Annotated in this window: 24 protein-coding genes; 15 read left to right on the top strand and 9 right to left on the bottom strand. The window is 65.1% G+C overall.

The window, feature by feature from the left end:
• Positions 1-173 precede the first annotated feature (173 nt).
• From EOD43_RS12985 to EOD43_RS12975, 3 genes are all read left to right on the top strand, one after another.
• Entirely contained in the window at positions 174-773 is a 600-nt protein-coding gene (locus EOD43_RS12985) for a TIGR02466 family protein (RefSeq protein WP_127744270.1), read from the top strand.
• Between the two features lie 95 nt (positions 774-868).
• Complete coding sequence (locus EOD43_RS12980; RefSeq protein ID WP_127744269.1) at positions 869-1918, top strand: PLP-dependent cysteine synthase family protein; 1050 nt, start codon at positions 869-871, stop codon at positions 1916-1918.
• A gap of 40 nt (positions 1919-1958) precedes the next feature.
• Entirely contained in the window at positions 1959-2360 is a 402-nt protein-coding gene (locus EOD43_RS12975; RefSeq protein ID WP_127744268.1) for a hypothetical protein, read from the top strand.
• Here the strand turns inward: EOD43_RS12975 and EOD43_RS12970 are convergent.
• Together EOD43_RS12970 and EOD43_RS12965 are read right to left on the bottom strand one after the other, a co-directional pair.
• Positions 2357-2881: a GNAT family N-acetyltransferase gene (locus tag EOD43_RS12970; protein WP_206363524.1), complete on the bottom strand. Its 525-nt coding sequence runs from the start codon at positions 2879-2881 to the stop codon at positions 2357-2359. The two genes, EOD43_RS12975 and EOD43_RS12970, sit on opposite strands and share 4 nt — an antisense overlap.
• Positions 2878-3378 carry an SH3 domain-containing protein gene (locus tag EOD43_RS12965; RefSeq protein WP_127744267.1) on the bottom strand — a complete coding sequence of 167 codons (501 nt, stop codon included), beginning with the start codon at positions 3376-3378 and terminating at the stop codon, positions 2878-2880. The genes EOD43_RS12970 and EOD43_RS12965 overlap by 4 nt, the downstream gene beginning before the upstream one ends.
• Positions 3379-3542: 164 nt before the next feature.
• On the opposite strand from EOD43_RS12965, the gene EOD43_RS12960 reads away from it, so the two are divergent.
• Positions 3543-4523, top strand: a complete 981-nt coding sequence (locus EOD43_RS12960; protein WP_240653173.1) for a GGDEF domain-containing protein — start codon at positions 3543-3545, stop codon at positions 4521-4523.
• On the opposite strand, the gene EOD43_RS12955 is transcribed toward EOD43_RS12960, so the two are convergent.
• The 4 genes from EOD43_RS12955 to purM are packed head-to-tail and all read right to left on the bottom strand — an operon-like array spanning position 4520 to position 7223.
• Positions 4520-4903, bottom strand: coding sequence for an MmcQ/YjbR family DNA-binding protein (locus EOD43_RS12955; protein WP_127744266.1), 384 nt, complete (start codon positions 4901-4903; stop codon positions 4520-4522). The two genes, EOD43_RS12960 and EOD43_RS12955, sit on opposite strands and share 4 nt — an antisense overlap.
• The gene (locus EOD43_RS12950) at positions 4900-5571 is read right to left on the bottom strand and encodes a hypothetical protein (RefSeq protein WP_240653172.1); all 672 of its coding nucleotides are present in this window, start codon (positions 5569-5571) and stop codon (positions 4900-4902) included. The genes EOD43_RS12955 and EOD43_RS12950 overlap by 4 nt, the downstream gene beginning before the upstream one ends.
• Complete coding sequence (purN, locus tag EOD43_RS12945) at positions 5564-6136, bottom strand: phosphoribosylglycinamide formyltransferase (protein ID WP_127744265.1); 573 nt, start codon at positions 6134-6136, stop codon at positions 5564-5566. The genes EOD43_RS12950 and purN overlap by 8 nt, the downstream gene beginning before the upstream one ends.
• A complete protein-coding gene (gene purM, locus EOD43_RS12940) occupies positions 6126-7223 on the bottom strand; it encodes a phosphoribosylformylglycinamidine cyclo-ligase (protein ID WP_127744264.1) in 1098 nt (365 codons plus the stop codon). Before purM ends, purN begins: the two co-directional genes overlap by 11 nt.
• Before the next feature lie 218 nt (positions 7224-7441).
• Between purM and EOD43_RS12935 the strand changes: the two genes are divergently transcribed.
• The 10 genes from EOD43_RS12935 (at position 7442) to EOD43_RS12890 (ending at position 18993) form a co-directional block, all read left to right on the top strand.
• Complete coding sequence (locus EOD43_RS12935) at positions 7442-8671, top strand: heavy-metal-associated domain-containing protein (protein WP_206363523.1); 1230 nt, start codon at positions 7442-7444, stop codon at positions 8669-8671.
• Positions 8668-9273: an HdaA/DnaA family protein gene (locus tag EOD43_RS12930; protein ID WP_127744262.1), complete on the top strand. Its 606-nt coding sequence runs from the start codon at positions 8668-8670 to the stop codon at positions 9271-9273. The genes EOD43_RS12935 and EOD43_RS12930 overlap by 4 nt, the downstream gene beginning before the upstream one ends.
• A 141-nt stretch (positions 9274-9414) precedes the next feature.
• Positions 9415-11583: an RNA degradosome polyphosphate kinase gene (locus EOD43_RS12925; protein ID WP_127744261.1), complete on the top strand. Its 2169-nt coding sequence runs from the start codon at positions 9415-9417 to the stop codon at positions 11581-11583.
• A gap of 133 nt (positions 11584-11716) precedes the next feature.
• Positions 11717-13204 carry a Ppx/GppA family phosphatase gene (locus EOD43_RS12920; protein WP_127744260.1) on the top strand — a complete coding sequence of 496 codons (1488 nt, stop codon included), beginning with the start codon at positions 11717-11719 and terminating at the stop codon, positions 13202-13204.
• Positions 13205-13330: 126 nt separating this feature from the next.
• Entirely contained in the window at positions 13331-13816 is a 486-nt protein-coding gene (locus EOD43_RS12915) for a RidA family protein (RefSeq protein WP_127744259.1), read from the top strand.
• A 14-nt stretch (positions 13817-13830) separates the two neighbouring features.
• The gene (locus tag EOD43_RS12910) at positions 13831-14337 is read left to right on the top strand and encodes a hypothetical protein (protein WP_127744258.1); all 507 of its coding nucleotides are present in this window, start codon (positions 13831-13833) and stop codon (positions 14335-14337) included.
• A gap of 125 nt (positions 14338-14462) precedes the next feature.
• A complete protein-coding gene (locus EOD43_RS12905; RefSeq protein ID WP_127744257.1) occupies positions 14463-16541 on the top strand; it encodes a TonB-dependent siderophore receptor in 2079 nt (692 codons plus the stop codon).
• Entirely contained in the window at positions 16541-17113 is a 573-nt protein-coding gene (locus EOD43_RS12900; protein ID WP_127744256.1) for a hypothetical protein, read from the top strand. Before EOD43_RS12905 ends, EOD43_RS12900 begins: the two co-directional genes overlap by 1 nt.
• Positions 17110-18420 carry a PepSY-associated TM helix domain-containing protein gene (locus EOD43_RS12895; protein ID WP_276318191.1) on the top strand — a complete coding sequence of 437 codons (1311 nt, stop codon included), beginning with the start codon at positions 17110-17112 and terminating at the stop codon, positions 18418-18420. The genes EOD43_RS12900 and EOD43_RS12895 overlap by 4 nt, the downstream gene beginning before the upstream one ends.
• Positions 18421-18468: 48 nt before the next feature.
• A complete protein-coding gene (locus EOD43_RS12890) occupies positions 18469-18993 on the top strand; it encodes a VOC family protein (RefSeq protein WP_127744255.1) in 525 nt (174 codons plus the stop codon).
• Between the two features lie 159 nt (positions 18994-19152).
• On the opposite strand, the gene clpA is transcribed toward EOD43_RS12890, so the two are convergent.
• On the bottom strand, positions 19153-21462 hold the full coding sequence (clpA, locus tag EOD43_RS12885) for an ATP-dependent Clp protease ATP-binding subunit ClpA (RefSeq protein ID WP_127744254.1): 2310 nt from the start codon (positions 21460-21462) through the stop codon (positions 19153-19155).
• 145 nt (positions 21463-21607) lie between these two features.
• Positions 21608-21805: a DUF1192 domain-containing protein gene (locus tag EOD43_RS12880; RefSeq protein ID WP_127744253.1), complete on the bottom strand. Its 198-nt coding sequence runs from the start codon at positions 21803-21805 to the stop codon at positions 21608-21610.
• Positions 21806-21877: 72 nt separating this feature from the next.
• Here EOD43_RS12880 and EOD43_RS12875 point away from each other — a divergent pair, with 72 nt between their 5' ends.
• On the top strand, positions 21878-22876 hold the full coding sequence (locus tag EOD43_RS12875; protein ID WP_127744252.1) for an NAD(P)H-quinone oxidoreductase: 999 nt from the start codon (positions 21878-21880) through the stop codon (positions 22874-22876).
• Here the strand turns inward: EOD43_RS12875 and EOD43_RS12870 are convergent.
• Entirely contained in the window at positions 22873-23442 is a 570-nt protein-coding gene (locus tag EOD43_RS12870) for a glutathione S-transferase family protein (protein ID WP_127744251.1), read from the bottom strand. The two genes, EOD43_RS12875 and EOD43_RS12870, sit on opposite strands and share 4 nt — an antisense overlap.
• Between the last annotated feature and the right edge of the window lie 5 nt (positions 23443-23447).

The following is a 23447-nucleotide window of genomic DNA, read 5'->3' as shown; positions in this document are numbered from 1 at the left end:
CCCGTTTTGCATTATGCGGCGGAATACCTCCAATTCGTCACTCCCGCGAAGGCGGGAGCCTATCCAGTGCTTTCTCATGTGGTGAGACTGGATAGGCCCCCGCCTTCGCGGGGGTGACGGTGGGAGGCAAAGCGAGGATTGGCGCGGGGCGTAACCCTCGCTAAACCGCGCCGATGCCGATCCGCACCCTGTTCGTCACCCGTTTCTACGAAGACCGTCTCGACGATCCCGATCTGATCGAGGAATTGCGCGAATCCTGTCTCGCGCTCGCCAAGGAGGATCGCGCGGGGCGGGCCTGGTCGAAGGCGCACGGCTATCGCGGCTATACGTCCTACGCGTCGCTCAACGATCTGCCGATGCGCGATCCGGCGTTCGACGATCTAAAGCGCGCGCTCGACAAGCATGTCCGCCGCTTTGCCGAGGCGTCGTACATGGATCTGGCGAAGAAGCCCAAGCTCGACAGCCTGTGGGTCAATGTCCTGAAGGGCGATGGCGGGCATACGGGGCACATCCACCCACACAGCATCATTTCCGGCACCATCTACATCGCGGTGCCGCCGGGGGCAGGGGCGCTCAAGCTCGAAGACCCGCGCCTGACCGCGTTGATGGCGGCGCCTGGCCGCACCGCCGATGCGCCCGAGGATACCCAGCCCTTCGTTTATGCCGAGCCATCGGTAGGCAGCGTCTTCCTGTGGGAGAGTTGGCTGCGGCACGAGGTGGTCGCGGGTGCGGCCAAGGCCGAGCGGATCAGCATCAGTTTCAATTATGCGTGAGGACTCTCCCAAGCCGTTCGTGTCGAGCGAAGTCGAGGGATGTTCTCGCATGCCAACGTGTCTCGACTTCGCTCGACACGAACGGAGTTTGTTGAATGAGTGACGACCGCGACTGGCTGCACTGGGCGGTCGGGGAGATCGAGGCCGATCTGACGCGGTCGGCCGACACGCATCTGGTGCGCGTGCCGCTCGAAGGGCTGAACGGGGTCGATGTCTATCTGAAGGATGAATCGACCCATCCGTCGGGATCGCTCAAGCATCGGCTCGCGCGGTCGCTGTTCCTCTATGGCCTGTGCAACGGCTGGATCGGCAAGGATAGGCCGGTGATCGAGGCGTCGTCTGGATCGACCGCGATCTCCGAAGCCTATTTCGCGCGTCTGCTGGGGCTGCGCTTCATCGCGGTCGTCCCGCAGGGGACGGCGCCTGCCAAGCTGGCGGAGATCGAGCGGCTGGGCGGCGAATGCCATCCGGTGACGGGACCGATCTATGCGGCGGCCGAGCAACTCGCACGCGAGACGGGCGGCCATTATATGGACCAGTTCACCTATGCCGAGCGGGCGACCGACTGGCGTGGCAACAACAATATCGCCCAGTCGATCTTCCAGCAGATGGAAAATGAACGGCATCCGTGCCCGAGCTGGATCGTGGTCGGTGCAGGGACGGGGGGCACGTCCGCCACGATCGGCCGCTATGTCCGCTATCGTCGGGCAAGTTGCCGGGGCACGCGGCTGGCGGTGGTCGATCCCGAAGGTTCGGTGTTCGCGGAAAGCTGGCGCACCGGGCGGCGCGATCTGACGTCGGATCGGCGGTCGCGGGTCGAAGGGATCGGCCGGCCGCGTGTCGAGGCGAGTTTCCAGCCGCATATCGTCGATCGGATGATCGAGATCGAGGATCCGGCCTCCTTCGCCGCCGCGCGCTTCCTGTCGGCGCGGCTGGGGCGGCGGGTCGGCCCGTCGACGGGCACCAATCTGGTCGGCGTGCTACGCTTGGCCGAGGAAATGGCGGGGCGGGGGGATCGCGGCAGCATCGTCTCGCTGATCTGCGATTCCGGTGAACGCTATCTCGACAGCCTGTTCGACGAAAGTTGGATGAATCGCGAAATGCCGGACCACAAGCGGTGGGCGGAATGGCTGTCGCGCTTCTAAATCTTACCGGGCGTTAACGATTGGCCGGTATCGCGGGGATGTGCTCGACCGGCTCCAATCTCTTCACGATGCCGCCATAAAGGGCATCGATGCGCTCGAAGCCCTGGCCGCCGTGGCGGAACCAAGGCTCGCCGAGGTGGCGGCCGCGCGTCTGGCGATCAGTAAGGTGAGCCGGGTGCGCAGTTCGTTCCTCGAAGCGGAGGTCTATCCCGCCGTCGAAGCCTTTGCGCCGATGGCGATTGCAGGGCTGCGGACGCGCGGGCGGGCGCGGATGCTGGCTTCGTCCGAGCATATCAAGCGGTGGTCGGCCAGCGAACTCCAGCTCCACTGGTCCGAATATCAGACGCTGTCGAAGGGGCTGCGCATCGGCATGCGCGCGCGGATCCGCGAGGAACAGGCGCTGCTCTACCCGTTGATACTGCGGCTGCGTAAGGCAGCCTAAGCCAGCCGCTCCAGCTTCGTGACGGTCTTGCCCTTATATTCCGCGCTGCCATAGGCGCGGAAGCCGAGCTTCTCCGCCACGCGCAGCGACGCGGCATTTTCCGGATCGATGATGCAGACGACGCGCGGCGGCGCCATTTTTACCTCGATCCAGCCGAGCGCGGCCTTTGCGGCTTCGCTCGCATAGCCCTTGCCGTGAACGTCGCTCGACATCACCCAGGCGAATTCCGGCGCGCCGTCGAAATCCTCGCCCAGGCCGCGCTTGAAATCGGCAAGGCCGACTTCGCCGATGATCCTGCCCGTCGCCTTCTCCTCGACCACGAACAGGCCGTAGCCGAGCAGCGCCCAATGGCCGGCGAAACGCTGCAGCCGGTGCCACACATCCTCGCGGCTGAGCGGCGCCTTGTAGATGAACTCGACCGCGATCGGATCGCGGCCCAGCACGGCGCAGGCATCGAGATCGTCGACGCGGTGCTGGCGCAGGCGCAGGCGATCGGTTTCGATCACGACCGGCTCGATCACTCTTCGTAGCTTTCGCCGGGCGAAGTGCCCCAGATCCGGTCGCTGCGGATCCAGCCCTTCTTGCCGCCCACGTCGAACAGGCACCAGCCGGCCTCGCACTGGGGCAGCTTGCCGACGACGCCGGGTTCGGCCTGCCAGTTGACCGCGGCGCTTTCCTCGGGGCTGGCATGCATGGCGGCGGGGAATTGGCCGACGACGATCGCGGTGCGCTTGGCCGACATCAGGGTGGAGAGCATCCAGCCCTCGGTCCCGTCGACCTCCTTCACCTTGCGCCAGTCGCCATAGATCTGGATCACCTGCACCGGCAGATCGCGGCGGCGATAGCGCCAGATGGCCGGGAATGTGCGTTCCGGCCCCGTGCGCATCAGCACGTCGCCCGAGGCGAGCGATGCCCAATAAGGCAGCTTGCGTTCCTGCGCGTGCGCGGCCTGTGCCACGGTCATGGCGATCACCCCACCCAGCAGGATGCGCCCCAGCCCCGAAATTCTCCCTGTCATGGCACCATCTTTACGGGCCTTGGGGCGGGGTTCAAGCGATCGATGCCGATGATCGTCGCAATCGTTGGATATCGGAAAGGGCAGGGCGCGGGCGCGGTTCGACCCATTGCGGGACAGGAAGCGGCCGATTGAGGATTTCGGACGGCAAAGCGCCGCTTTTTGCAATGGCCAGCATCGGCGCGATGCCCGATGGGAAGCGGATGAGTTTCGATGCGATGGCCGGGCCGGACCTTGATCCGGCGGTTTACAAGACCCTGCTGAAATCGACCAAGGCGATCCCGTGGAAGATCGACTGGGCGACGATGCGCTTCGCCTATATCGGCCCGCAGATCGAGGCGCTGCTGGGATGGAAGCAGGACAGCTGGATATCGGTCGAGGATTGGGCGACGCGCATCCATCCTGACGATCGCGACTATGTCGTCAATTTCTGCGTCGCGCAGTCGCAGGCGGGCGTCGATCACGAAGCCGATTATCGTGCGCTGACGCCGGACGGCGGCTATGTGTGGATCCGCGACGTCGTGCATGTCGAACGTAATGCGGACGGCGGTGTCGACAGCCTGATCGGCTTCATGTTCGACATCAGCGAGCGCAAGAAGACCGAGCAGGAATTGCTCCAGCTGCAACGCGATCTGGAGGCGATGTCGTTCGAGGACGGCCTGACCCGCATCGCCAACCGCCGCATGTTCGACAATCATCTGGAAAGCGAGTTCGGGAGTGCGGCGAAATCCGGCCAGCCGCTGTCGATGATCATGCTCGATATCGACCATTTCAAGCAGTTTAACGACCGCTACGGCCACCTGCAGGGCGACGATTGCCTGCGCCGGGTGGCGGCCGGGCTGAAAAGCCTCGCGACGCGGCCGCGCGATATCGTGGCGCGCTATGGCGGTGAGGAGTTTGTGCTGCTGCTTCCCGATACCGATGCGGCGGCTGCGCTGGACTATGCGCGGCGGTGCGTGGCCGAGCTGGCCGAGCTCCAGATCCCGCACGAAAGCTCGAGCTGTGGGGAGTTCATCACCGCCAGCCTTGGCGTTGGCACGGTCGTGCCGTCTGAGGATATGAGCGCGGTGGGGTTCACCGAGCAGGTCGACCAGATGCTCTACGCGGCGAAGCGCGGCGGGCGTAACCGGATCGAGGCCGGATCCTAATCGCCGAACGCGGCGAGCAACTTCGTCGGCGCCACCAGTTTCCAACTTTCGCGGATGCGGTGTTCGACCTGATCCCAGTCGGTCTCCCCGACATCGAGCCGCACGCCGATCCAGTAAGACGGGCCGAGATAGGGCGGGCTGTAGTGAATGTCGGGATCGGCCTCGATCAGCATCGCCTGATGCTCCGGCCCGCTCGTCTTGACGAGGACCGCGCTGATCCCGTCGCCATGATGATTGTGCCAGAGATAGGCGAACATCTTGCCCTTCTCCCCGATCCGCCACGCGGGGGAGCCGTGCGAGACGGTTTCGGTCGCCTGCGGCATGGCGAGCGCGAGGGCGCTGATGCGGGCGTGGGTGGAGGTGTAGTCGGCGACGGTCATTTGGCTGGCGCCTTGTGGCGGGCGGACCAGGTCGCATCGATCCGCTTCTGCGCGGCGGCGGCGGTCGTGTGGCCGATCAGCGAGAGACCCTTAAGCTTCACGTCGGTGCCGCCCAGAAAACTCGAGCTGGTCGTATAGCCGACGTCGTAGAGCGCGACGTCGTCGACCAATGTGTCGTCGACATAGAAATGTGTGGTGATCGCGACGGGAAGGCGGGCGTCGCCGCCGGCCTTGGTCTTTTCGCCCGCCGCCTTGAGCGCATCGACCAGCGCGCTTTCGATCCAGCGGCGCTCGATCCGCGGATCGCTGCTGTCGATGGGCGAGAGATCGAGCGCGGCGGGGAAGGCGATCGTCTGGCCTTGGATCGATTGGCCACCCAGCGCGGTGAGCGTCAGCCGGTCGCCATCCTTGTCGGCCTTGCCGCTGAGGACGAGCGTGCGCGCGGTGCGGCTTTCCTTGGTGGAGGACGCAACCTTGTCCGCCTCGGCATGGCGCCGCTCCTCGTAACTGTTCCAGAAGGTGAGGCCGGAGATGACGAGCGCCGCCACCGCCAATATTTCGCCCAGGGTCAGCAGCCGCAGCCGGCGACGGCGTATCTCCGCAGCCTCGGCAGCCGCGCGGGGGATTTCGGCGGTCTCAGCCGCCGGGGTCGGGGTCTCGTCAGCCATGCTCCCGGATATAGGCGGCGAGCGCGGCAGGATAAAGGCGGTGCTCCTCGATCAGCACGCGAGCGGCCAGCGCGTCGGGCGTGTCGCCGGGCAGGATCGGAACGCGCGCCTGCCCGATCACCGGGCCATCGTCGAGTTCGGGGGTAACGATGTGGACCGAGCAACCCGCCTCGGCATCGCCCGCCTCGATCGCGCGCTGGTGCGTGTCGAGACCCTTATAGAGCGGCAGGAGCGAGGGGTGGATGTTGACGATCCGGCCTTCCCAGCCCTGAATGAACTCGGGCGACAGGATGCGCATGTAACCGGCGAGTGCCACATATTCGACGTCGGCGGCGCGCAGTTCGGCGTCGATCAGCGCATCGAAATCGGCGCGCTTGAGCCCGCGATGCGGGTGCGCGAAGGTGGGGATGCTCTCGGCCTCGGCGGTGGCGAGGCCCGCCGCATCCTCGACATTCGATGCGACCAGCACGACCTCGTAGGGGCAATCATCGGCACGCGACGCCGCGATCAGCGACGCCATGTTGCTGCCGCGCCCGGAAATGAGGATGCCGAGCTTAGCCTTCATGCGTCGACGACCACGGCGCGCGGGCGCTCCACGTCTCGTCGCCGCCGCGCACGGTGCAGCCCTTGGCGCCCGGCTGGATATCGCCGATGCGGTGGACGGTCTCCCCCGCCGCTTCGAGCGCGGCGATGACGTCGGCGACGTCGGCCGGATCGACAATCACGGCCATGCCGATCCCGCAGTTGAAGGTGCGCGCCATCTCGCCCGGCTCGATATTGCCCTGCGCCTGCAGGAACGCCATCAGCCGCGGCTGCGCCCACAGATCGGCATCGACATGCGCGTGCAGACCTTCGGGCAGGACGCGCGGGATATTTTCCAGGAGCCCGCCGCCGGTGATGTGCGCCATCGCGGCGACCTTGCCCGAACGGACCTGCGGCAGCAGCGACTTCACATAGATGCGGGTCGGCGCCATCAGCGCCTCGATCAGCAGCACGTCCTGATCGAACAAAGCCGGGCGATCGAGCTTCCAGCCCTTGTCGGCAGCGAGACGGCGGACGAGCGAGAAGCCGTTCGAATGAACGCCCGAGGAGGCGAGGCCGAGGATCACGTCGCCCGCCTTCACGCGATTGCCGGTCAGCGCTTCGGACCGTTCGACCGCGCCGACGCAGAAGCCGGCAAGGTCATAGTCGCCATCGGCATACATGCCCGGCATCTCGGCGGTCTCACCACCGATCAGCGCGCAGCCGGCGAGCTTGCAGCCCTCCGCAATGCCCGCGATCACGCGTTCGGCGACGCCATTGTCGAGGCGGCCGGTCGCGAAATAATCGAGGAAGAAAAGAGGCTCGGCGCCCTGAACGATCAGATCGTTCGCGCACATCGCGACCAGATCGATGCCCACGCCATCATGCCGCCCGCTGTCGATCGCGAGCTTGAGCTTGGTGCCCACGCCGTCATTCGCGGCGACGAGCAGCGGATCGTTATAGCCCGCGGCCTTCAGATCGAAGAAGCCGCCGAAGCCGCCCAGATCGGCGTCGGCGCCGGGACGGCGGGTCGCCTTGGCGAGCGGGGCGATGGCCTTCACCAGCGCATTGCCTGCGGCGATCGAAACGCCGGCCTTGGCGTAGGTATAGCTTTCGGGTTGATCGGTCATGCGCAGCCCCTAGGTTCCGTGCCCTAAAGCGTCAACGATTCCCCACCTACCTCGTCATTGCGAGCGGAGCGAAGCAATCCAGGCCCGCATGGGAGTGGTTCGCGAGCCTCTCATATGCGGGCCTGGATTGCCGCGTCGCCTGCGGCTCCTCGCAATGACGAAGTGGGGAGACGAGGATCGCACTTGGTTTTCCGCGTCCAACTCGCCAAAAGACGCGCGTGACCATCGCCGAACGCATTTCCCGTCCCACCCCGATCATCGCCCTGCTGGCCGCATTGTGCGCCGCAGGCGTGCTGTGGGCGCAGTTGGAGCGCGGAGATCAGCGCGGCGTGAACCCGATCGATGGCTCCGGCAGCTATGAGGTTTCGGGCGTCGAGGTCGATATTGCGGCGCGCGATGCAGAGACGGCGCGATCGGCCGGCTGGCGCGCGGCGCAGCGCAAGGGTTGGGCGATGCTGTGGGCGCGTACCAACGGACAGCCCGAGGCGGCAGCGCCGCGCCTGCCCGATTCGACGCTCGATTCGATCGCGGGCGCGATCGTCGTCGAGCATGAACAGATCAGCGCGCATCGCTATATCGCCTCGCTCGGTATCCTCTTCGATCGCGCGCGCACCGGCGAATTGCTGGGTGCGAAAGGCGCGGTACGGCGTTCGGCGCCGATGCTCGTCATCCCGATCGAATGGAGCGGCGGCGCACCGATCAGCTTCGAACTGCGCAACCAGTGGCAGAAGGCGTGGGCGCGCTTCCGTTCGGGCAACAGCCCGGTCGACTATGTCCGCGTCTCGGGCACGGGTGCCGATCCGATCCTGCTCAATGCCGCGCAGACGCGGCGGCCGGGGCGCGGCTGGTGGCGGATGCTGCTCGATCAATATGGCGCGGCTGACATCGTCGTGCCCGAAGTCGCGTTGCAGCGCCAATGGCCGGGCGGCCCGGTGATCGGAACCTTCACTGCGCGCCACGGCCCCGACGGCAAGATCGTCGACAGCTTCACATTGCGCGCGGAGACGAGCGAGGGGCTGCCCGCGATGCTCGACAAGGGCGCGGCGCGGATCGACGCGGCTTATGTTCGCGCGCTGCAGGCCGGCGAACTGCGCGCCGATCCGACCTTGGTGATCGAAAATGCGCCCGCGGCCGAGGAAATCCCGATCGACGATGTGCTGGGGCAGCTTGCCCAGGCGGCGTCGACCGTCGTGCCGATCCAGGTCGATACCCCCGATTCGGTGATGCTGCGTTCGGCCGAGGCGGCCTTGCGCGGCGTGACCGGCATTACGTCGGTCGAGACCGCGAGCCTTGCGCTGGGCGGCGTTTCCACCTTCCGCGTCAACTTCGCCGGTCCCGTCCCTGCGTTGCGCGAGCAGCTGATCTCGCGCGGCTGGCAGGTCGAGGATGCGGGGGGGGGGTTGCGCATCCGCCGCGCCCCTCCGGCGCCACCCGCATCGGCGCGATGAACCAGATCGCGCTGCCCTTCGCCTGGCCGGCCGGAGAGGATGAGCGCGACTTCATCGTCACCGCCGCCAACCGCCTCGTCGTCCGCCATCTGGAGCATTGGTCGCTCTGGCCGGTGATGGCGAGCGTGCTGGTCGGCCCGCGCAAATCGGGGCGCAGCCTGCTCGGCCGCATCTTTGCCGCGAAGACCGGCGCGACCCTGATCGACAATGCCGACGCGCATGACGAGGAGGCGCTGTTCCACGCGTGGAATGCGGCGCAGGCGAGCCATGTCCCGCTGCTGTTGATCGCCGAAAGCACGCCCGCCGCGTGGGGCATTCGCCTGCCGGACCTGCGTTCGCGGCTGCTCGCGACGCCGACGGTGGCGATCGAGGAGCCTGACGACGAACTGGCCGCGCGGCTGATCGAAAAGCTGCTGATCGCGCGTGGACTTATGCCCGCGCCCGAAGTGCTGCGTTATTTGTCGCCCCGGATCGAGCGGAGCTATCTGGCGATCCACCGCACCGTGGAGGCGATGGACGAATTGTCGCTGGAGCGGCGGCAGCGGATCACCGTGCCTGTGGCGCGCGACGTGCTGGCGGGGCTGGGGGGCGAATTTCTTTAAGTCCGCTCGTGTCGAGCGCAGTCGAGACACGTTGGCTGGGCGTTCGTGAACGTGTCTCGACTGCGCTCGACACGAGCGGTTGCGGAGAACATTACCCCATCGTCATCGACGCGAAACGATGTTTCGCTTAGAACGTGTCGGATGGATCAGATCGAACCCCGCATCGAGGAAGAACTTGTCGGCGATCATGCGCCGCTGACGCCGATCGCGCCGCGTGATCGCTACTTCAATCGGGAGCTGAGCTGGCTCGCCTTCAACCAGCGCGTGCTGGACGAGGCCGCGAACCGCGCACACCCGCTGCTGGAGCGGCTGCGCTTCCTGTCGATCTCGGGCGACAATCTCGACGAATTCTTCATGGTCCGAATGGCCGGTCTCAAGGGGCAGATCCTCGAAGGCGTCGACACGCTGTCGCCGGACGGGCTGACGGTCGGCCAGCAGCTTGAAGTTGCGTCGGCCCGCGCCGACCAGCTGATGAGCGATCAGCAGCGCATGTGGCGTTCGATCCGCCCCGAACTCGCGCGCGCGGGCATCTGCGTGCTTGAGGAGCATGAGATTGCCGGCGACATCGCCGAGTGGCTGGAGGAGCATTTCAAGGCGCAGATCTTCCCGATCCTGACGCCGCAGGCGCTCGATCCCGCGCACCCGTTCCCGTTCATCCCGAACAAAGGCTTCAGCCTGCTGTTCGATCTCGTGCGCCAGTCGGATGGCGAGCAGATTTTCGAACTGCTGATGGTCCCCGCCACCTTGCCGCGCTTCGTGCGTGTGCCGGGTGAAGCGGCGCGCTATGTCGCGATCGAGACGTTGGTGCGCCGGTTTACGCACCTCTTGTTCCCCGGCTATCGCGTGCAGGGCCACGGCGCGTTCCGCATCATCCGCGACAGCGATATCGAGGTCGAGGAAGAGGCCGAGGATCTGGTCCGCTACTTCCGCACCGCGATCCAGCGGCGGCGGCGCGGGCGCGTCATCCGCCTCGAACTCGAAGCGAACATGCCGCCCTCGCTGGAGCCGATCTGGAAGGAGCAGATCGGCAGCGTCGACAGCTTCATGGTCGAATCGGGCCATTTCCTAGGGATCGGCGATCTTTCGCAGCTGGTCGACGAGGACCGGTCGGATCTGAAGTTCACGCCGTTTTCGCCGCGTTTCCCCGAGCGGATTCGCGAACATGGCGGCGATTGCTTCGCGGCGATCCGATCGAAGGACATCGTCGTCCATCACCCCTATGAGACGTTCGACGTCGTCCTCGCCTTCCTGCGGCAGGCGGCACAGGATCCGGATGTCGTCGCGATCAAGCAGACGCTCTATCGCGCGGGCAAGCAATCGGCGGTGATCCGCGCGCTGGTCGACGCGGCCGAGGCGGGTAAATCGGTGACCGCGGTGGTCGAGTTGAAGGCGCGCTTCGACGAGGAGCAGAACCTGCTCTGGGCCTCGCAGCTCGAACGTGCAGGCGTGCAGGTGGTGTACGGCTTCATCGACTGGAAAACGCACGCCAAGGTGTCGATGGTCGTGCGCAAGGAAGGCAGCGGCTATCGCACCTACTGCCATTTCGGGACGGGCAATTATCACCCGATCACCGCGCGCATCTATACCGATCTGAGCTTCTTCACCGCCGATCCGCGCGCGGGCCGCGATGCCGCGCAGATGTTCAACTACATCACCGGCTATGTCGAACCGCAGTCGCTGGAGATGGTGACGATCTCGCCCCACGGGCTGCGTGACCGGCTGTGCGATCTGATCGATGTCGAGATCGACAATGCCCGCGAGGGGCGCGAGGCGGCGATCTGGGCGAAGATGAACTCGCTGGTCGATCCCGCGATCATCGAGAAGCTGTATCGCGCGAGCGCGGCGGGCGTGCAGATCGATCTGATCATTCGCGGCATCTGCTGCCTGCGGCCGGGTGTCGAGGGATTGTCCGAGAACATCCGGGTGAAGTCGGTTGTCGGCCGCTTTCTGGAACATAGCCGGATCATGTGCTTCGGCAACGGCGCGGCTCTGCCCAATCCGGATGCGAAGGTGTTCATCTCCTCGGCCGACTGGATGCCGCGCAATTTCGATCGCCGTGTCGAATATCTGCTGCCGATCGAGAATCCGACCGTCCATGCGCAGGTGCTTGATCAGGTGATGGTCGCGAACCTGATCGACGACGAGCAGAGCTGGTCGCTCCAGCCCGACGGCAGTTATGAGCGCGTGAAGCCGGGGCGCCGATCGTTCAACCTCCACCGCTATTTCATGACCAACCCGTCGCTTTCGGGCCGCGGCGCGGCGCAGAGCGGGGTGGCGGTGCCCAAGCTGTCGCTGCGGCGGGGGAATTAGGCCCCCAAGCCTCTCGTCATTCTACAAAACGACTATGCGTAGCTTCGCTCGGCCGCGCTAGACGCGCCCTCTTTCGCATCAAGCCGCTGTTTCGCGCGTTTGATCCGGCACCAATTTGGGTTAAGGCGAGCCAATGCCATCGGGATCGACCCTCCGCAGCATCGACCAGCTTCCGAAGCAGGAAGAAGGACGATCGGGGATTATCGACATCGGATCCAACTCGATCCGACTCGTCATCTACGAAGGGCCGGCACGCATCCCGGCGATCCTGTTCAACGAAAAGGTAATGGCGGGCCTGGGCAAGGGCGTGTCGCGCGATGGCGCACTCGATCCTGAGGCGATGGAGCGCGCGCTGGCGTCGCTCGCCCGCTTCCGGCGCTTGTCCGAACAGATGGGGGTTCCCAATCCCCGCACTGTCGCGACTGCGGCGGTGCGCGATGCGAGCAACGGCAATCTATTCCTCGGCATGGTCGGTGGTCTGGGTCTGACGGTCGAACTGTTGTCGGGCGAGGATGAGGCGCGCATGGCGGGCCTTGGCGTGATCGCGGCCATCCCCGGCGCGGACGGTATCGTCGGCGATCTGGGCGGCGGCAGCCTTGAACTCGTCCGCATTGCCGACGGTGCGGTGCGCGACACGATTTCTTTCCCGTTGGGCGTGCTGCGCATCGGCGGCAGCACGCTGCAGGCGATCGGCAAGAAGGTCGACAAGGCGTTGAGCGAGTCGGGCTGGCAGGGAAAAGGGGAGGGGCTGCCCTTCTATATGGTCGGCGGATCGTGGCGCTCGCTCGCGCGGGTCGACATGCACCTGACCGGCTATCCACTGCCGATCGTCCATCATTACCGGATGGCGCGCGACAATGCGCAGCACCTAGTCCGCGTCCTTTCGCACCTCGATCGCAAGCGGTTACGCGAAGTGCCCGGACTGTCGGGTTCGCGCATGCCGGCGCTGCTGCCAAGCGCCGCCCTCCTGTCGCATGTCGCGCGGCGGCTGGGATCGAGCGAATTGGTCGTCTCGGCCTATGGCCTGCGCGAAGGGCTTCTCTACGATTCGCTGCCCGAGAAGGTTCGCGGGCAGGATCCGCTGATCGCTGCGGCGCGTGAGGAAGGCGCGCGGCAGGGGCGCTTCCCCGAACATGGCGATCTGCTCGATCGCTGGATCGCGCCCTTGTTCGAAGGGGAGAGCGGCGATCTGGTCCGCTATCGCCATGCCGCCTGTCTGCTCGCTGACGTGAGTTGGCGCGCGCATCCTGAGTTCCGGGCCGAACGCGGGCTCGACATCGGGCTGCACGGCAATTGGGTGGGCGTCGATGCGCGTGGGCGCGCGATGATCGCGCATGCCTTGTGGGTCAGCTTCGGCGGCGAAACGCCGGTCGAGGTGGTGGCGCAGCTTTGCACGCCCGGCGATTTGCAGACCGCGCAGCGCTGGGGCCTCGCGATCCGCCTTGCCCAGCGCCTCAGCGGCGGTGTGGCCGATGCCCTGCTCGCCAGCCGGATTTCGATCGAGGGCGGTTCGGTGACCCTGCGCCTCGATCGCGCCGACAGCGCGCTCTACGGCGAGCCGGTCGAGCGCCGCCATCGCATCCTGGCACAGGCGATGAATTGCGAGGCCGTGCTGGCCTGACGCTTTATCTTCCTTCGCGGCGCGGAAGGAAGTTGACCAGCAGGAAACGGACGGGCCTTATGCGCCCGACGGCCCGGAGAGGCCGCGTGGGAGGACGCGCACCTTTTTCCAGGGAGATTGTTCGTCATGTCCGTCAAGAAACTCGTCGCCGGCCTTCTGATCGCCGCGGCCGCCACGTCGGCTGCGCAGGCCGAAGGCGTCACCCGCAAGGCCGCGCCGAACGCGATGATCGCCGGTTCGGTCACGGTGCCGGCGGGGACGAAGCTCTACTTCCTGTCGGGATCGACCGGATCGCCGATCGACCCCAAGGTCACCGACACGCCCGACGCCTTCGGCGACACCAAGGCGCAGACGCTGAGCATCCTCACCAAGCTCAAGGCGCAGCTTGCCGAACTCGGCCTCGGCATGGGCGACATCGTCAAGCTCACCGTCTTCCTGGTCGGCGATCCGGCCAAGGGCGGCAAAATGGACCGCGAGGGGATGACCGAAAGCTACAAGCAGTTTTTCGGTACGGCGGAACAACCAAACGTGCCCGCGCGTAGCACGGTCCAGGTCGCAGCCCTCGGCCGCCCGCAGACGCTGGTCGAGATCGAGGCTGTCGCCGCCAAATGATAGAGGACTAAGGAATGAAGATCGGGCTCGGTGTATTCGGCGCAGTGATGTTGGTCGCGGGAAGCGCGGCGATGGCGCAGAATACGTCGAGCCCATCTGAGCAAAACGGCTGGCAGGACGCGGGCAAGAAGGCCGGGCGGATCGCCAGCCAGCCGGGTCGCGATGTCGGTGCGGTCAAGACCAAGGTGCCGCCGGTGCTGCAGGCCGCGCGCGACAATCCCTATGCGATCTCGGGCATGAACTGCACGACGATCGCCAAGGCCATCACCGATCTGAACGGCGCGCTCGGCCCCGATTTCGTCAAGGGGCCTGCGAAGAAGGAAAACCGCGCCGGCAAGGTTGCGGAGGCGGGCGGGCAGACCGTCATCAACTCGCTGATCCCGTTCCGCGGCCTCGTCCGCGAAGCGACCGGTGCCGCCCCGGCGCAGCGCCGACTGAACGCCGCGATCGACGCCGGCTATGCCCGTCGCGGCTTCCTGCGCGGCGTCCATCTCGCCCGGAAATGCCGCACAAAATACTGATCTGACGCCGGAAAGGTTTGCGGCAAACGATTGCCAGTGCGCAATAAACCTGAAATATTGTTTCATATTGCGAATGCAAATGACTCTCATTAAAGGCGATGCCCTTCATAAAAAAGGGATCGCACATGAACGCTCTTCGACTGTCGATGCTGTGCTGCACGGCTATGATCGCAGCACCGGCCTGGGCCGACGAAGCGGCCGTGGACTCGGACATTCTGGTTACCGCGCTGCGCCAGGCCAGCGGTTCGGCGACGAAGACCGACACCCCGATTCTCCAGACGCCGCAGCCGGTCACGATCGTCGACGATACGCTGTTCGAGGCGCAGGGGGCGGTGTCGATCAACGACACACTTCGTTACGTTGCCGGTGTGACCGCCAACCCCTACGGTCCCGATAGCCGCACCGACGGCATCACCGTTCGCGGCGTGAGCGCGCTCCAGTTCCGCGACGGCATGCGCGACATCTTCAGCTATTATGCCAGCATCCGCGCCGATCCGTATAATTTCGATCAGGTCGAATTGGTGCGCGGCCCGGCCTCTGTCCTGTTCGGGCAGGGGGCGATCGGCGGCATCTTCAACCTCGTCTCCAAGATGCCCGAAAAGGAGATGCGCGGCGAATTCCAGGTCCGCTACGGATCGTTCGATCGCAAGGAGGCGCTCGCCGACGTCACCGGTGAGATCACGAACGGCATTTCGGGCCGCATCGTCGCCCGCGTGCGCGATGCCGATAGCCAGACCGACAATGTGCCCGACGACCGAGTGATGATCTCCCCCTCGATCAGCTTCGAGCTGGGCGAGAAGACCAAGGTCACATTGCTTGGCCTCTATCAGGAGGACGATGGTGGCTCGACCGCGCAGTTCCTGCCGCTGGCCGGTACGATCCTGCCCAATCCGAATGGGCAGTTGAAGAACAGCCTCTTCGTCGGCAAGCCCGGCTGGGATCGCTATGACGGCCGCCTGCTGCAGGGTACCGGGATCGTCAGCCATGAGTTCAGTGACAATGTGAAGCTGAGCCTCAAGGCGCGCTATATCGACAGCGACCTCGATTATTTCACCCATTATCCGAACAGCTATTCGAACCCGACCAATCCCTATCTTGATCCCGCGCAACGCACGATCGCGTTGATTGCGGATGCCAGCCGCGCGCGGATGAACATCTTCACCACCGACAACAATCTGCGCTTCGATTTCGACACCGGTGAGAATGTGAAGCACGTCCTGCTGACGGGCGTCGATTATAGCTGGAACCACGTCCGGAAGATCGCCGGCGGAAACATCGAACTCATCGACATCTACAACATCAACTATGCCGCCTTGTCCGATTATGGCGGTGGCCTGCCGCAGCCGACCGGACCGCTGGAGGATGGCGAGCAGACCCAGCTCGGCCTCTACATTCAGGATCAGGTCCGCTTCTACGATCGCGTCTCCATCGTGCTCGGCGCACGGCAGGACTGGACGAAGCAGCGCTCCTTTGGCGGCGCATGGCAAAAGGACAAAGCGACCACGGTTCGCGCGGGCGTGATCGGCGACATCACGTCGTGGCTGTCGCCCTTCGTCAGCTATACCGAAAGCTTCGAGCCGATTTCGGGCATTGCCAGCGACGGCAATCTCTTCGTGCCCAAGCGCGGCCGCCAATATGAGGCGGGCGTGAAGCTGCATCCTGGCAAATCGACCCTGCTGACCATCACCGGCTTCCACATCAAGGAAAGCGGCCGCCCGATCGACGATCCGTCGACTGCCGATCCCTTCGATCAGATGCAGGCCGGCGAACTGACGACCAAGGGGTTCGAGATCGAAGGCAGCACCGCGCTGCCGGGCAAGATCACGCTGCTCGCGAACTACAGCTACAACAAGGCGCAGATTAAAGGCACCGGCGTGCAGCTGGAAAATGTGCCGAAGTATAACGCGTCCGCCTGGGCGACGAAGGGTTTCGATCTGTCCGAAGATGCGCTGTTCACGCTGGGCGCGGGCGTTCGTTACACCAGCAGGAACGTGTCCTACGGCGCGGCTTTCCCGGCGGGTATCGTGACGCCCAGCTATACGGTGGCCGATGCCTATGCCGAGGTTCGCTGGCAGAACTGGCGTTTCTCGGTCAACGCGACCAACCTGTTCGGCAAGGACTATTATTCGGCCTGCCTGGCGCGCGGCGATTGCTTCGTGGGTGCGGCGCGCAATGGCTATGCGACCGTTGGCTATCGTTTCTAATGGCTGACTCGCTTCTCTACGCGGGCGCGGCGGCGGCGATCGGGGGTGTGGCGCTGCTGCGCTACGCCTGGTCGCTGCCGAAGCGGTCGCGGATGTTCAACGCGATCGGTTGGAGCCTGTGGGCGTTGGCGATCGCGCTCGGCTGGACATCGGCGGGCATGTGGGGTGTTTCGGTCGAGGTGCTCGTCGGCATGATCGTGGCGATCGCGATCATGGCGCAGGCCGCCTGGACCTCGCCCCCCAGCAAGGCGAAGGCGTCCAATCGCCGGGTGAAGATGCTGCCCGAAGCCGGCGAACCGCTCGGCCTCGGGCGGCGTATCCTGACCTTCCTGATCGTCATCGGGCTGGGCATGTTCGCCGCCGCCGGCTTCGCTATCTGCGCGCGCTGGATCGCGGCGCTAGCCGGGGCAGGGGAGGCCGATGCCAATGTCATCGGCCTGTTCGTGATGCCGCTCGCCTGGACCTTCCTCGCCTTTTTTATGATGATGGCGGGGCGGCGGCGGCAATTGGCGCTGGTGGCGATCGGCCTTGTCAGCGCACTGCCTGCCGCGATTCAGGGAGGTGCCCTGTGAAGGCGATCGAACCCGGCACGGTCAAACGCGCGCTCTCGGTCCATGCCGCCATCGGCCTGCTGGCGGGCGCGATGCTCTATCTCGTCTCGGTGACGGGGGCGGTGCTAGCCTTCTACACCGATCTCCAGCGGATCGAGCAGCCCGGCGCGCCGGAAATGACGCGCATCAGCCCTGAGGCCGTGCAACGCGGGATCGAAACCGTGCTGGCGAGCGAGAAGGGCAAGCCGAACACGACCCACCTGTTCGTCCGCCTGCCCACGGTCGATATGCCGCGCGCGACCGTCTCCACCGATACGCAGAGCCAGCACATCAATTCGGACGGATCGATCGCGATGGCGGAGGAGAAGAAGTGGTCCGACTTCCTCTTCGCGCTTCACTATACGCTCAACATTCCCGGCCTGATCGGGATGACGATCGTCGGCATTCTGGGCGTGATGATGCTCGCATTGTCGCTGTCGGGCGTGGTGGCGCTGCCGCGTATCTTCCGCGACGCCTTTCGCCTGCGTGCCCGCGACACGGGCGGGATCGGGTTGGCCGACTGGCACAACCGGCTGAGCGTGTGGACCTTGCCGTTCACGATCGCGGTCGCGCTGACCGGCACCGTCATCGCGCTGGGCACCGTCACCGCCTATGCGATCGCGACCGCCAGCTATGGCGGCAAGACCGAGAAGGTGTACGAACCGATCTTCGGTGAGGAAGCCAAGCCCGACAAGAAGCCGGCGCCGATTGCCGACGTGGTCGCGGCCTTCGACGATCTGGCGCGCCGATACCCCGATATTCCGGCCACCTTCGTTATCATCCACGATCCGAAGACGGTGGGGCAGCATGTCCAGCTGATGGGCGAGCCGCGCCGCCGGCTGATCTTCGGCGAATATTATAATTACGATGCGCAGGGGCGCTTCGAAGGTGCGGCGGGCATGGATGAGGGCGCGTTGGGGCAGCAGGCGGCATCCTCGACCTACAAGCTCCACTTCGGCACCTTCGGGGGCACGCCGGTCAAGATCGCCTATCTGGCCTTCGGGCTGGGCCTGTCGGCGATCAGCGCGACCGGCACCTATATCTGGCTGGGCAAGCGCCGCCGCCGGGGCATGAACGAACCGCGTCTGCGCGCCGCATGGGATGGCGTGGTGTGGGGCGCGCCTGTCGCGCTGGTCGCAACCTTCGCGGCGCGCATGACGGCCGGCAACGATGCCCCGTTTATCGCGATCTTCTGGATCGGCTTCGCACTGGTCGTGCTGGGATCGATCCTGCGCGCGCACCGCCGCGTGGCTCTGCCCGCTCGGAAAGAGGCACTTGCCGCGAACTGACCCGATCGACTCCCGCTATGAAGACCAAAATCATAGCGGGAGTTTGCGATGTCGCCGCAGGGCTTTGGGCAGATCGATCAGATCGGATATCTGGTCGAAAATCTCGATGCGTCGATCCAATTCTGGATCGATCGTTTCGGCGTTGGGCCGTGGACCGTGTTCCGCAACGTGCCGCTCGACGGCGTCTATAAGGGGCAGGCGGGCACAGTCACGATCGACGTCGGCCTGTCCTATCAGGGCAATGTCCAGATCGAGCTGATCGACGCGACCAACGACACGCCGTCGCCCTATCGCGATGCGGACGGCAAGCGCCTGCTCGGCATCCACCACACCGCGCATATCGTCGACGATCTCGATGCCGCCGTGGCGAAGGCGAGCGGCAATGGCTTGCGGGTCGTCTTCGAAGCCTCCAACCCCGCCACCCGCGTCGCCTATCTCGCGTCGGACAGCGAGCCGGGGCTGCTCGCCGAGTTCATCATAGGGCAGGGGATGCGCGAAATGGCCGACGCCGGGATCGCGGCGGCGAAGGCGTGGGACGGGAGCAATCCGGTGGTGGAGATTACGGCGGGCTGACGCTCTCTCCCCACTCGTCATTGCGAGCGTAGCGAAGCAATCCAGTCCGCAGTTTGGAGTGGATTGCCACGTCGCCTTCGGCTCCTCGCAATGACGAGTGGGCAAGAAAAAGGCCCGCCTCCTTTCGGAAGCGGGCCCTTTCGTTAGAAGGCTACGAAGTTACGCCTTCACCTTCGGCGATGGCTTCTTCTTCGGGCGCTTGGGCGCGGCGGGGGTGATTTCGAAGGCGAGCGCGTCGTCCTTCAGCTTCACCTTCACCTCGCCGCCGTGGACGAGCTTGCCGAACAGCAGCTCCTCGGCCAGCGGCTGCTTCACCTTCTCCTGGATCAGGCGGCCCATCGGGCGCGCGCCGTAGAGCTTGTCATAGCCCTTGGCGGTGAGCCAGTTCTTCGCTTCCTCGTCGAGCGAGATGTGGACGTCGCGATCGGCCAGCTGCAGTTCGAGCTGCAGGATGAACTTTTCGACGACGCGGTTCACGACCTCGGTAGGCAGGTAGTTGAAGGGCACGATCGCATCGAGGCGGTTGCGGAATTCCGGGGTGAAGAGCTTCTTCACCGCATCTTCCTGCACATCCTCGCGGGTCATCGCGCCGAAGCCGATGCTTTCCCGCGCCATGTCGGCGGCGCCGGCATTGGTCGTCATGATCAGGATGACGTTGCGGAAATCGACCGTCTTGCCGTGGTGATCGGTCAGCTTCCCGTTGTCCATCACCTGCAGCAGGATGTTGAACAGATCGGGATGCGCCTTCTCGATTTCGTCGAGCAGCAGGACGCAATGCGGCTGCTGGTCGATCGCATCGGTCAGCAGACCGCCCTGATCATAGCCGACATAGCCCGGAGGGGCGCCGATCAGCCGGCTGACCGAGTGACGCTCCATATATTCGGACATGTCGAACCGCTGGAGCGGGATGCCCATGATGTTCGACAGCTGGCGAGCCACCTCGGTCTTGCCGACGCCGGTGGGGCCGGAGAAGAGATAGTTGCCGATCGGCTTGTCGGGATCGCGCAGGCCGGCACGGCTCAGCTTGATCGCCGAGGACAGCACCTCGATCGCCTTGTCCTGCCCGAACACGACCCGCTTGAGATCGGTTTCGAGCGTGGCCAGCGACTTCTTGTCGTCGGTCGACACGGTCTTCGGGGGGATGCGCGCCATCGTCGCGATCACGGCCTCGATTTCCTTGGGCGTGATCACCTTCTTGCGCTTGGTGGGGACCACCAGCATTTGCATCGCGCCGACCTCGTCGATCACGTCGATCGCCTTGTCGGGCAGCTTGCGGTCGTTGATGTAGCGCGACGACAGCTCCACCGCCGCCTTGATGGCGTCCGGCGTGTACTTGACGTGGTGATGCTCCTCGAAGGCGGACCTCAGCCCGGTCAGGATCTTGATCGCATCCTCGACCGTCGGCTCGTTGACGTCGATCTTCTGGAAGCGACGCAGCAGCGCGCGATCCTTTTCGAAGTGGTTGCGGAACTCCTTGTAGGTCGTGCTGCCGATGCAGCGGATCGACCCGCCCGACAGGGCCGGCTTCAGCAGGTTCGACGCATCCATCGCGCCGCCGCTGGTGGCGCCAGCGCCGATCACGGTGTGGATCTCGTCGATGAACAGCACCGCGTGGGGCAGCTTCTCCAGCTCGGTCACGACCTGCTTCAGCCGCTCCTCGAAGTCACCGCGATAGCGGGTGCCGGCCAGCAGCGCGCCCATGTCGAGCGAGTAGATGACCGCAGGCAGCAATACCTCGGGCACTTCGCCCTCGACGATCTTGCGCGCGAGACCTTCGGCGATCGCGGTCTTGCCGACGCCGGGATCGCCCACATAGAGCGGATTGTTCTTCGAACGGCGGCACAGGATCTGGATCGTGCGATCGACCTCGGGACCGCGGCCGATCAGCGGATCGACCTTACCGGCCTTGGCCTTCTCGTTCAGATCGACGCAGAACTGCTTGAGCGCGCTCTCGCCCTTCTTGCCGTCGGCCTTGGCCTGCGTCTTTTCCTCGTCTGCCCCCTTCACTTCGCGCTGCTCCGTGGGCTGGCCGGCCTTGCCGACACCGTGGCTGATATAGCTCACCGCATCGAGGCGGCTCATGTCCTGCTGCTGCAGGAAATAGACGGCGTAGCTCTCGCGCTCGCTGAACAGCGCGACGAGCACGTTGGCGCCGGTCACTTCCTCGCGGCCCGACGACTGGACGTGCAGGATCGCGCGCTGAACCACGCGCTGGAACCCGCTCGTCGGGTTCGGATCGCTCTCGCTGTCGACCTTGAGCGCATCCAGCTCGGTGTCGAGATATTGCGTCACCGCGTTGCGCAGCTCGGTCAGGTCCACCCCGCATGCGACCATCACCTTCGATGCATGCTCGTCGGCGATCAGCGCGAGCAGCAGATGTTCGAGCGTCGCATATTCGTGACGACGGCTCGACGCGGCGGACAGCGCGTTGTGGAGGGTCTGTTCGAGTTCGCGGGCGAAAGAAGGCATATTATCGATACTCCTCTCGGCAGAGGGTTCCCCCCCGCCGACAACGTATATCTTGGGTCCCGGTGCCCTGTTGGCAAGGACTGGTACCGTTCGTGGCCCGTCGGCCGGAGATCGATGCGTCTTCCGCTCTCCGGCTGGACCCCGCTCATCGTTTGAATAGAGCGTCTGCGGTTGCGCGATGGTTAACCGAAGCGTCGATCTTCGCACGGCAGCGTATGATCTCGGCTTCGAGCAGCGCGATGCGGGCATGGAGTTCGTCGACCGAAAGGCGATCGATATCCTGACGCGCGAGGCCCGCTGCCGGATCGGCGTTCAGGCGGGAAAGGCTCTCGTCAGACTCCATATGCACAGCGTTGACCCAAGCGGCACCCTTGTCAATAAACCCGCTTCGGTTCGTCTCATTCGAAAGGCCAATATGGCCCAGATTCCCGCGAAGATGCTGGCTATCGACCCTGCGGAGGCGGGCGGACCCGAGGTTCTCGTCCCCGTCGAGCGCGACGTGCCCGTGCCGGGGCCCGGCCAGCTGCTGATCCGAGTCGCGGCGGCGGGAGTGAATCGCCCCGACGTGATGCAGCGGAAAGGCGCCTATCCGCCGCCGCCGGGCGCACCCTCCATCCCCGGACTCGAGGTGGCGGGAACGGTGGTGCGCGTGGGGCCGGACGTGATGCCCGAAATGCTCGGCCAGCCGGTCTGCGCGCTGATCGCGGGCGGGGGCTATGCCGAATATGCGGTGGCGGAGGCTGCCCTGTGCCTGTCGGTGCCCGAGGGGCTTTCGATGGTCGAGGCGGCGGCGATTCCCGAGACGTTGTTCACCGTGTGGAGCAACGTGTTCGAGCGCGCCTATATCGCCGATGGCGACAGCCTGCTCGTCCACGGCGGCACCAGCGGTATCGGCACGATGGCGATCGCGCTGGGCAAGGCGTTCGACGTCGAGGTGATCGTGACCGCCGGATCGGACGAGAAATGCGCGAAGGCGATCGAACTCGGCGCGGCGCATGCGATCAACTATCGCACGCAAGATTATGTCGAGGAGGTGAAGCGGATCACGGGCAAGCGCGGCGTGACCGCGGTGCTCGACATGATCGGCGGCGATTATCTGCCCCGCAACCTCGATTGCCTTGCCGACGAAGGACGCCACGTCTCGATCGCGATCATGGGCGGATCGAAGGCCGAAATCCCGATCTGGAAGATCATGGGCAAGCGACTGGTCCTGACCGGCTCCACCCTTCGCCCGCGCGACAACGCCTTCAAGGCGGCGGTGGCAGACGAGATCGCCAAGCATGTCTGGCCGCTGGTCGAAACGGGCGAGATCCGGCCCGTGATCGACATGACCCTCCCGCTCGCCCAGGCCGCCGACGCGCATCGGCGGATGGACGAGGACCATGTGGGTAAGGTGGTGCTGACGATCGGCTAGATGCCGAGCGCTGCCTCCACCCGCGCGATCCACCGGACGACTGCGGGATAATCCGCCAGCGTGAAGCCGCCTTCTTCCGCGACGCGGGTGTAGGCGACGAGCGCGATGTCGGCGAGGGTCAGGGCGCCGCCGACCAGCCAGTCGCGCTTCGCCAGTTCGTCGTCGAGTAGCTTCAGCGCGCCCTTGCCGCGGTCCATGATGCGCGGTTCGACGTCCTTGCCCAGATAATGCTTTTGGAAGCGCGCGACCGCCACATAAGGTTCGTGGCTATATTGTTCCCAGAACAGCCATTCGAGCATCTTGGCGCGGTCATAAGCATCGGCGGGGATCAGCGCCGATTCTTCCGCGAGATGCAGGATGATCGCGTTGGACTGGGCGAGGGGGCGGCCGTCCGCGAAGACGACCAGCGGCACCTGGCCCGCAGGGTTCATCGCCAGATAATCGGGCGTCCGCGTTTCGGCGGTCAGCACGCTCGTCTCGATCCAGTCATAGGGCTGGCCGAGAAGATCGGCGGTCCACTTAACCTTAAGGCAATTGCCCGAAATCGAATCGCCGTAGATGCGCATCGCCG

It is taken from the genome of Sphingomonas crocodyli (assembly GCF_004005865.1).
Classification (GTDB): domain Bacteria; phylum Pseudomonadota; class Alphaproteobacteria; order Sphingomonadales; family Sphingomonadaceae; genus Rhizorhabdus; species Rhizorhabdus crocodyli.
This window is presented reverse-complemented; position numbering and strand designations above follow the sequence as displayed.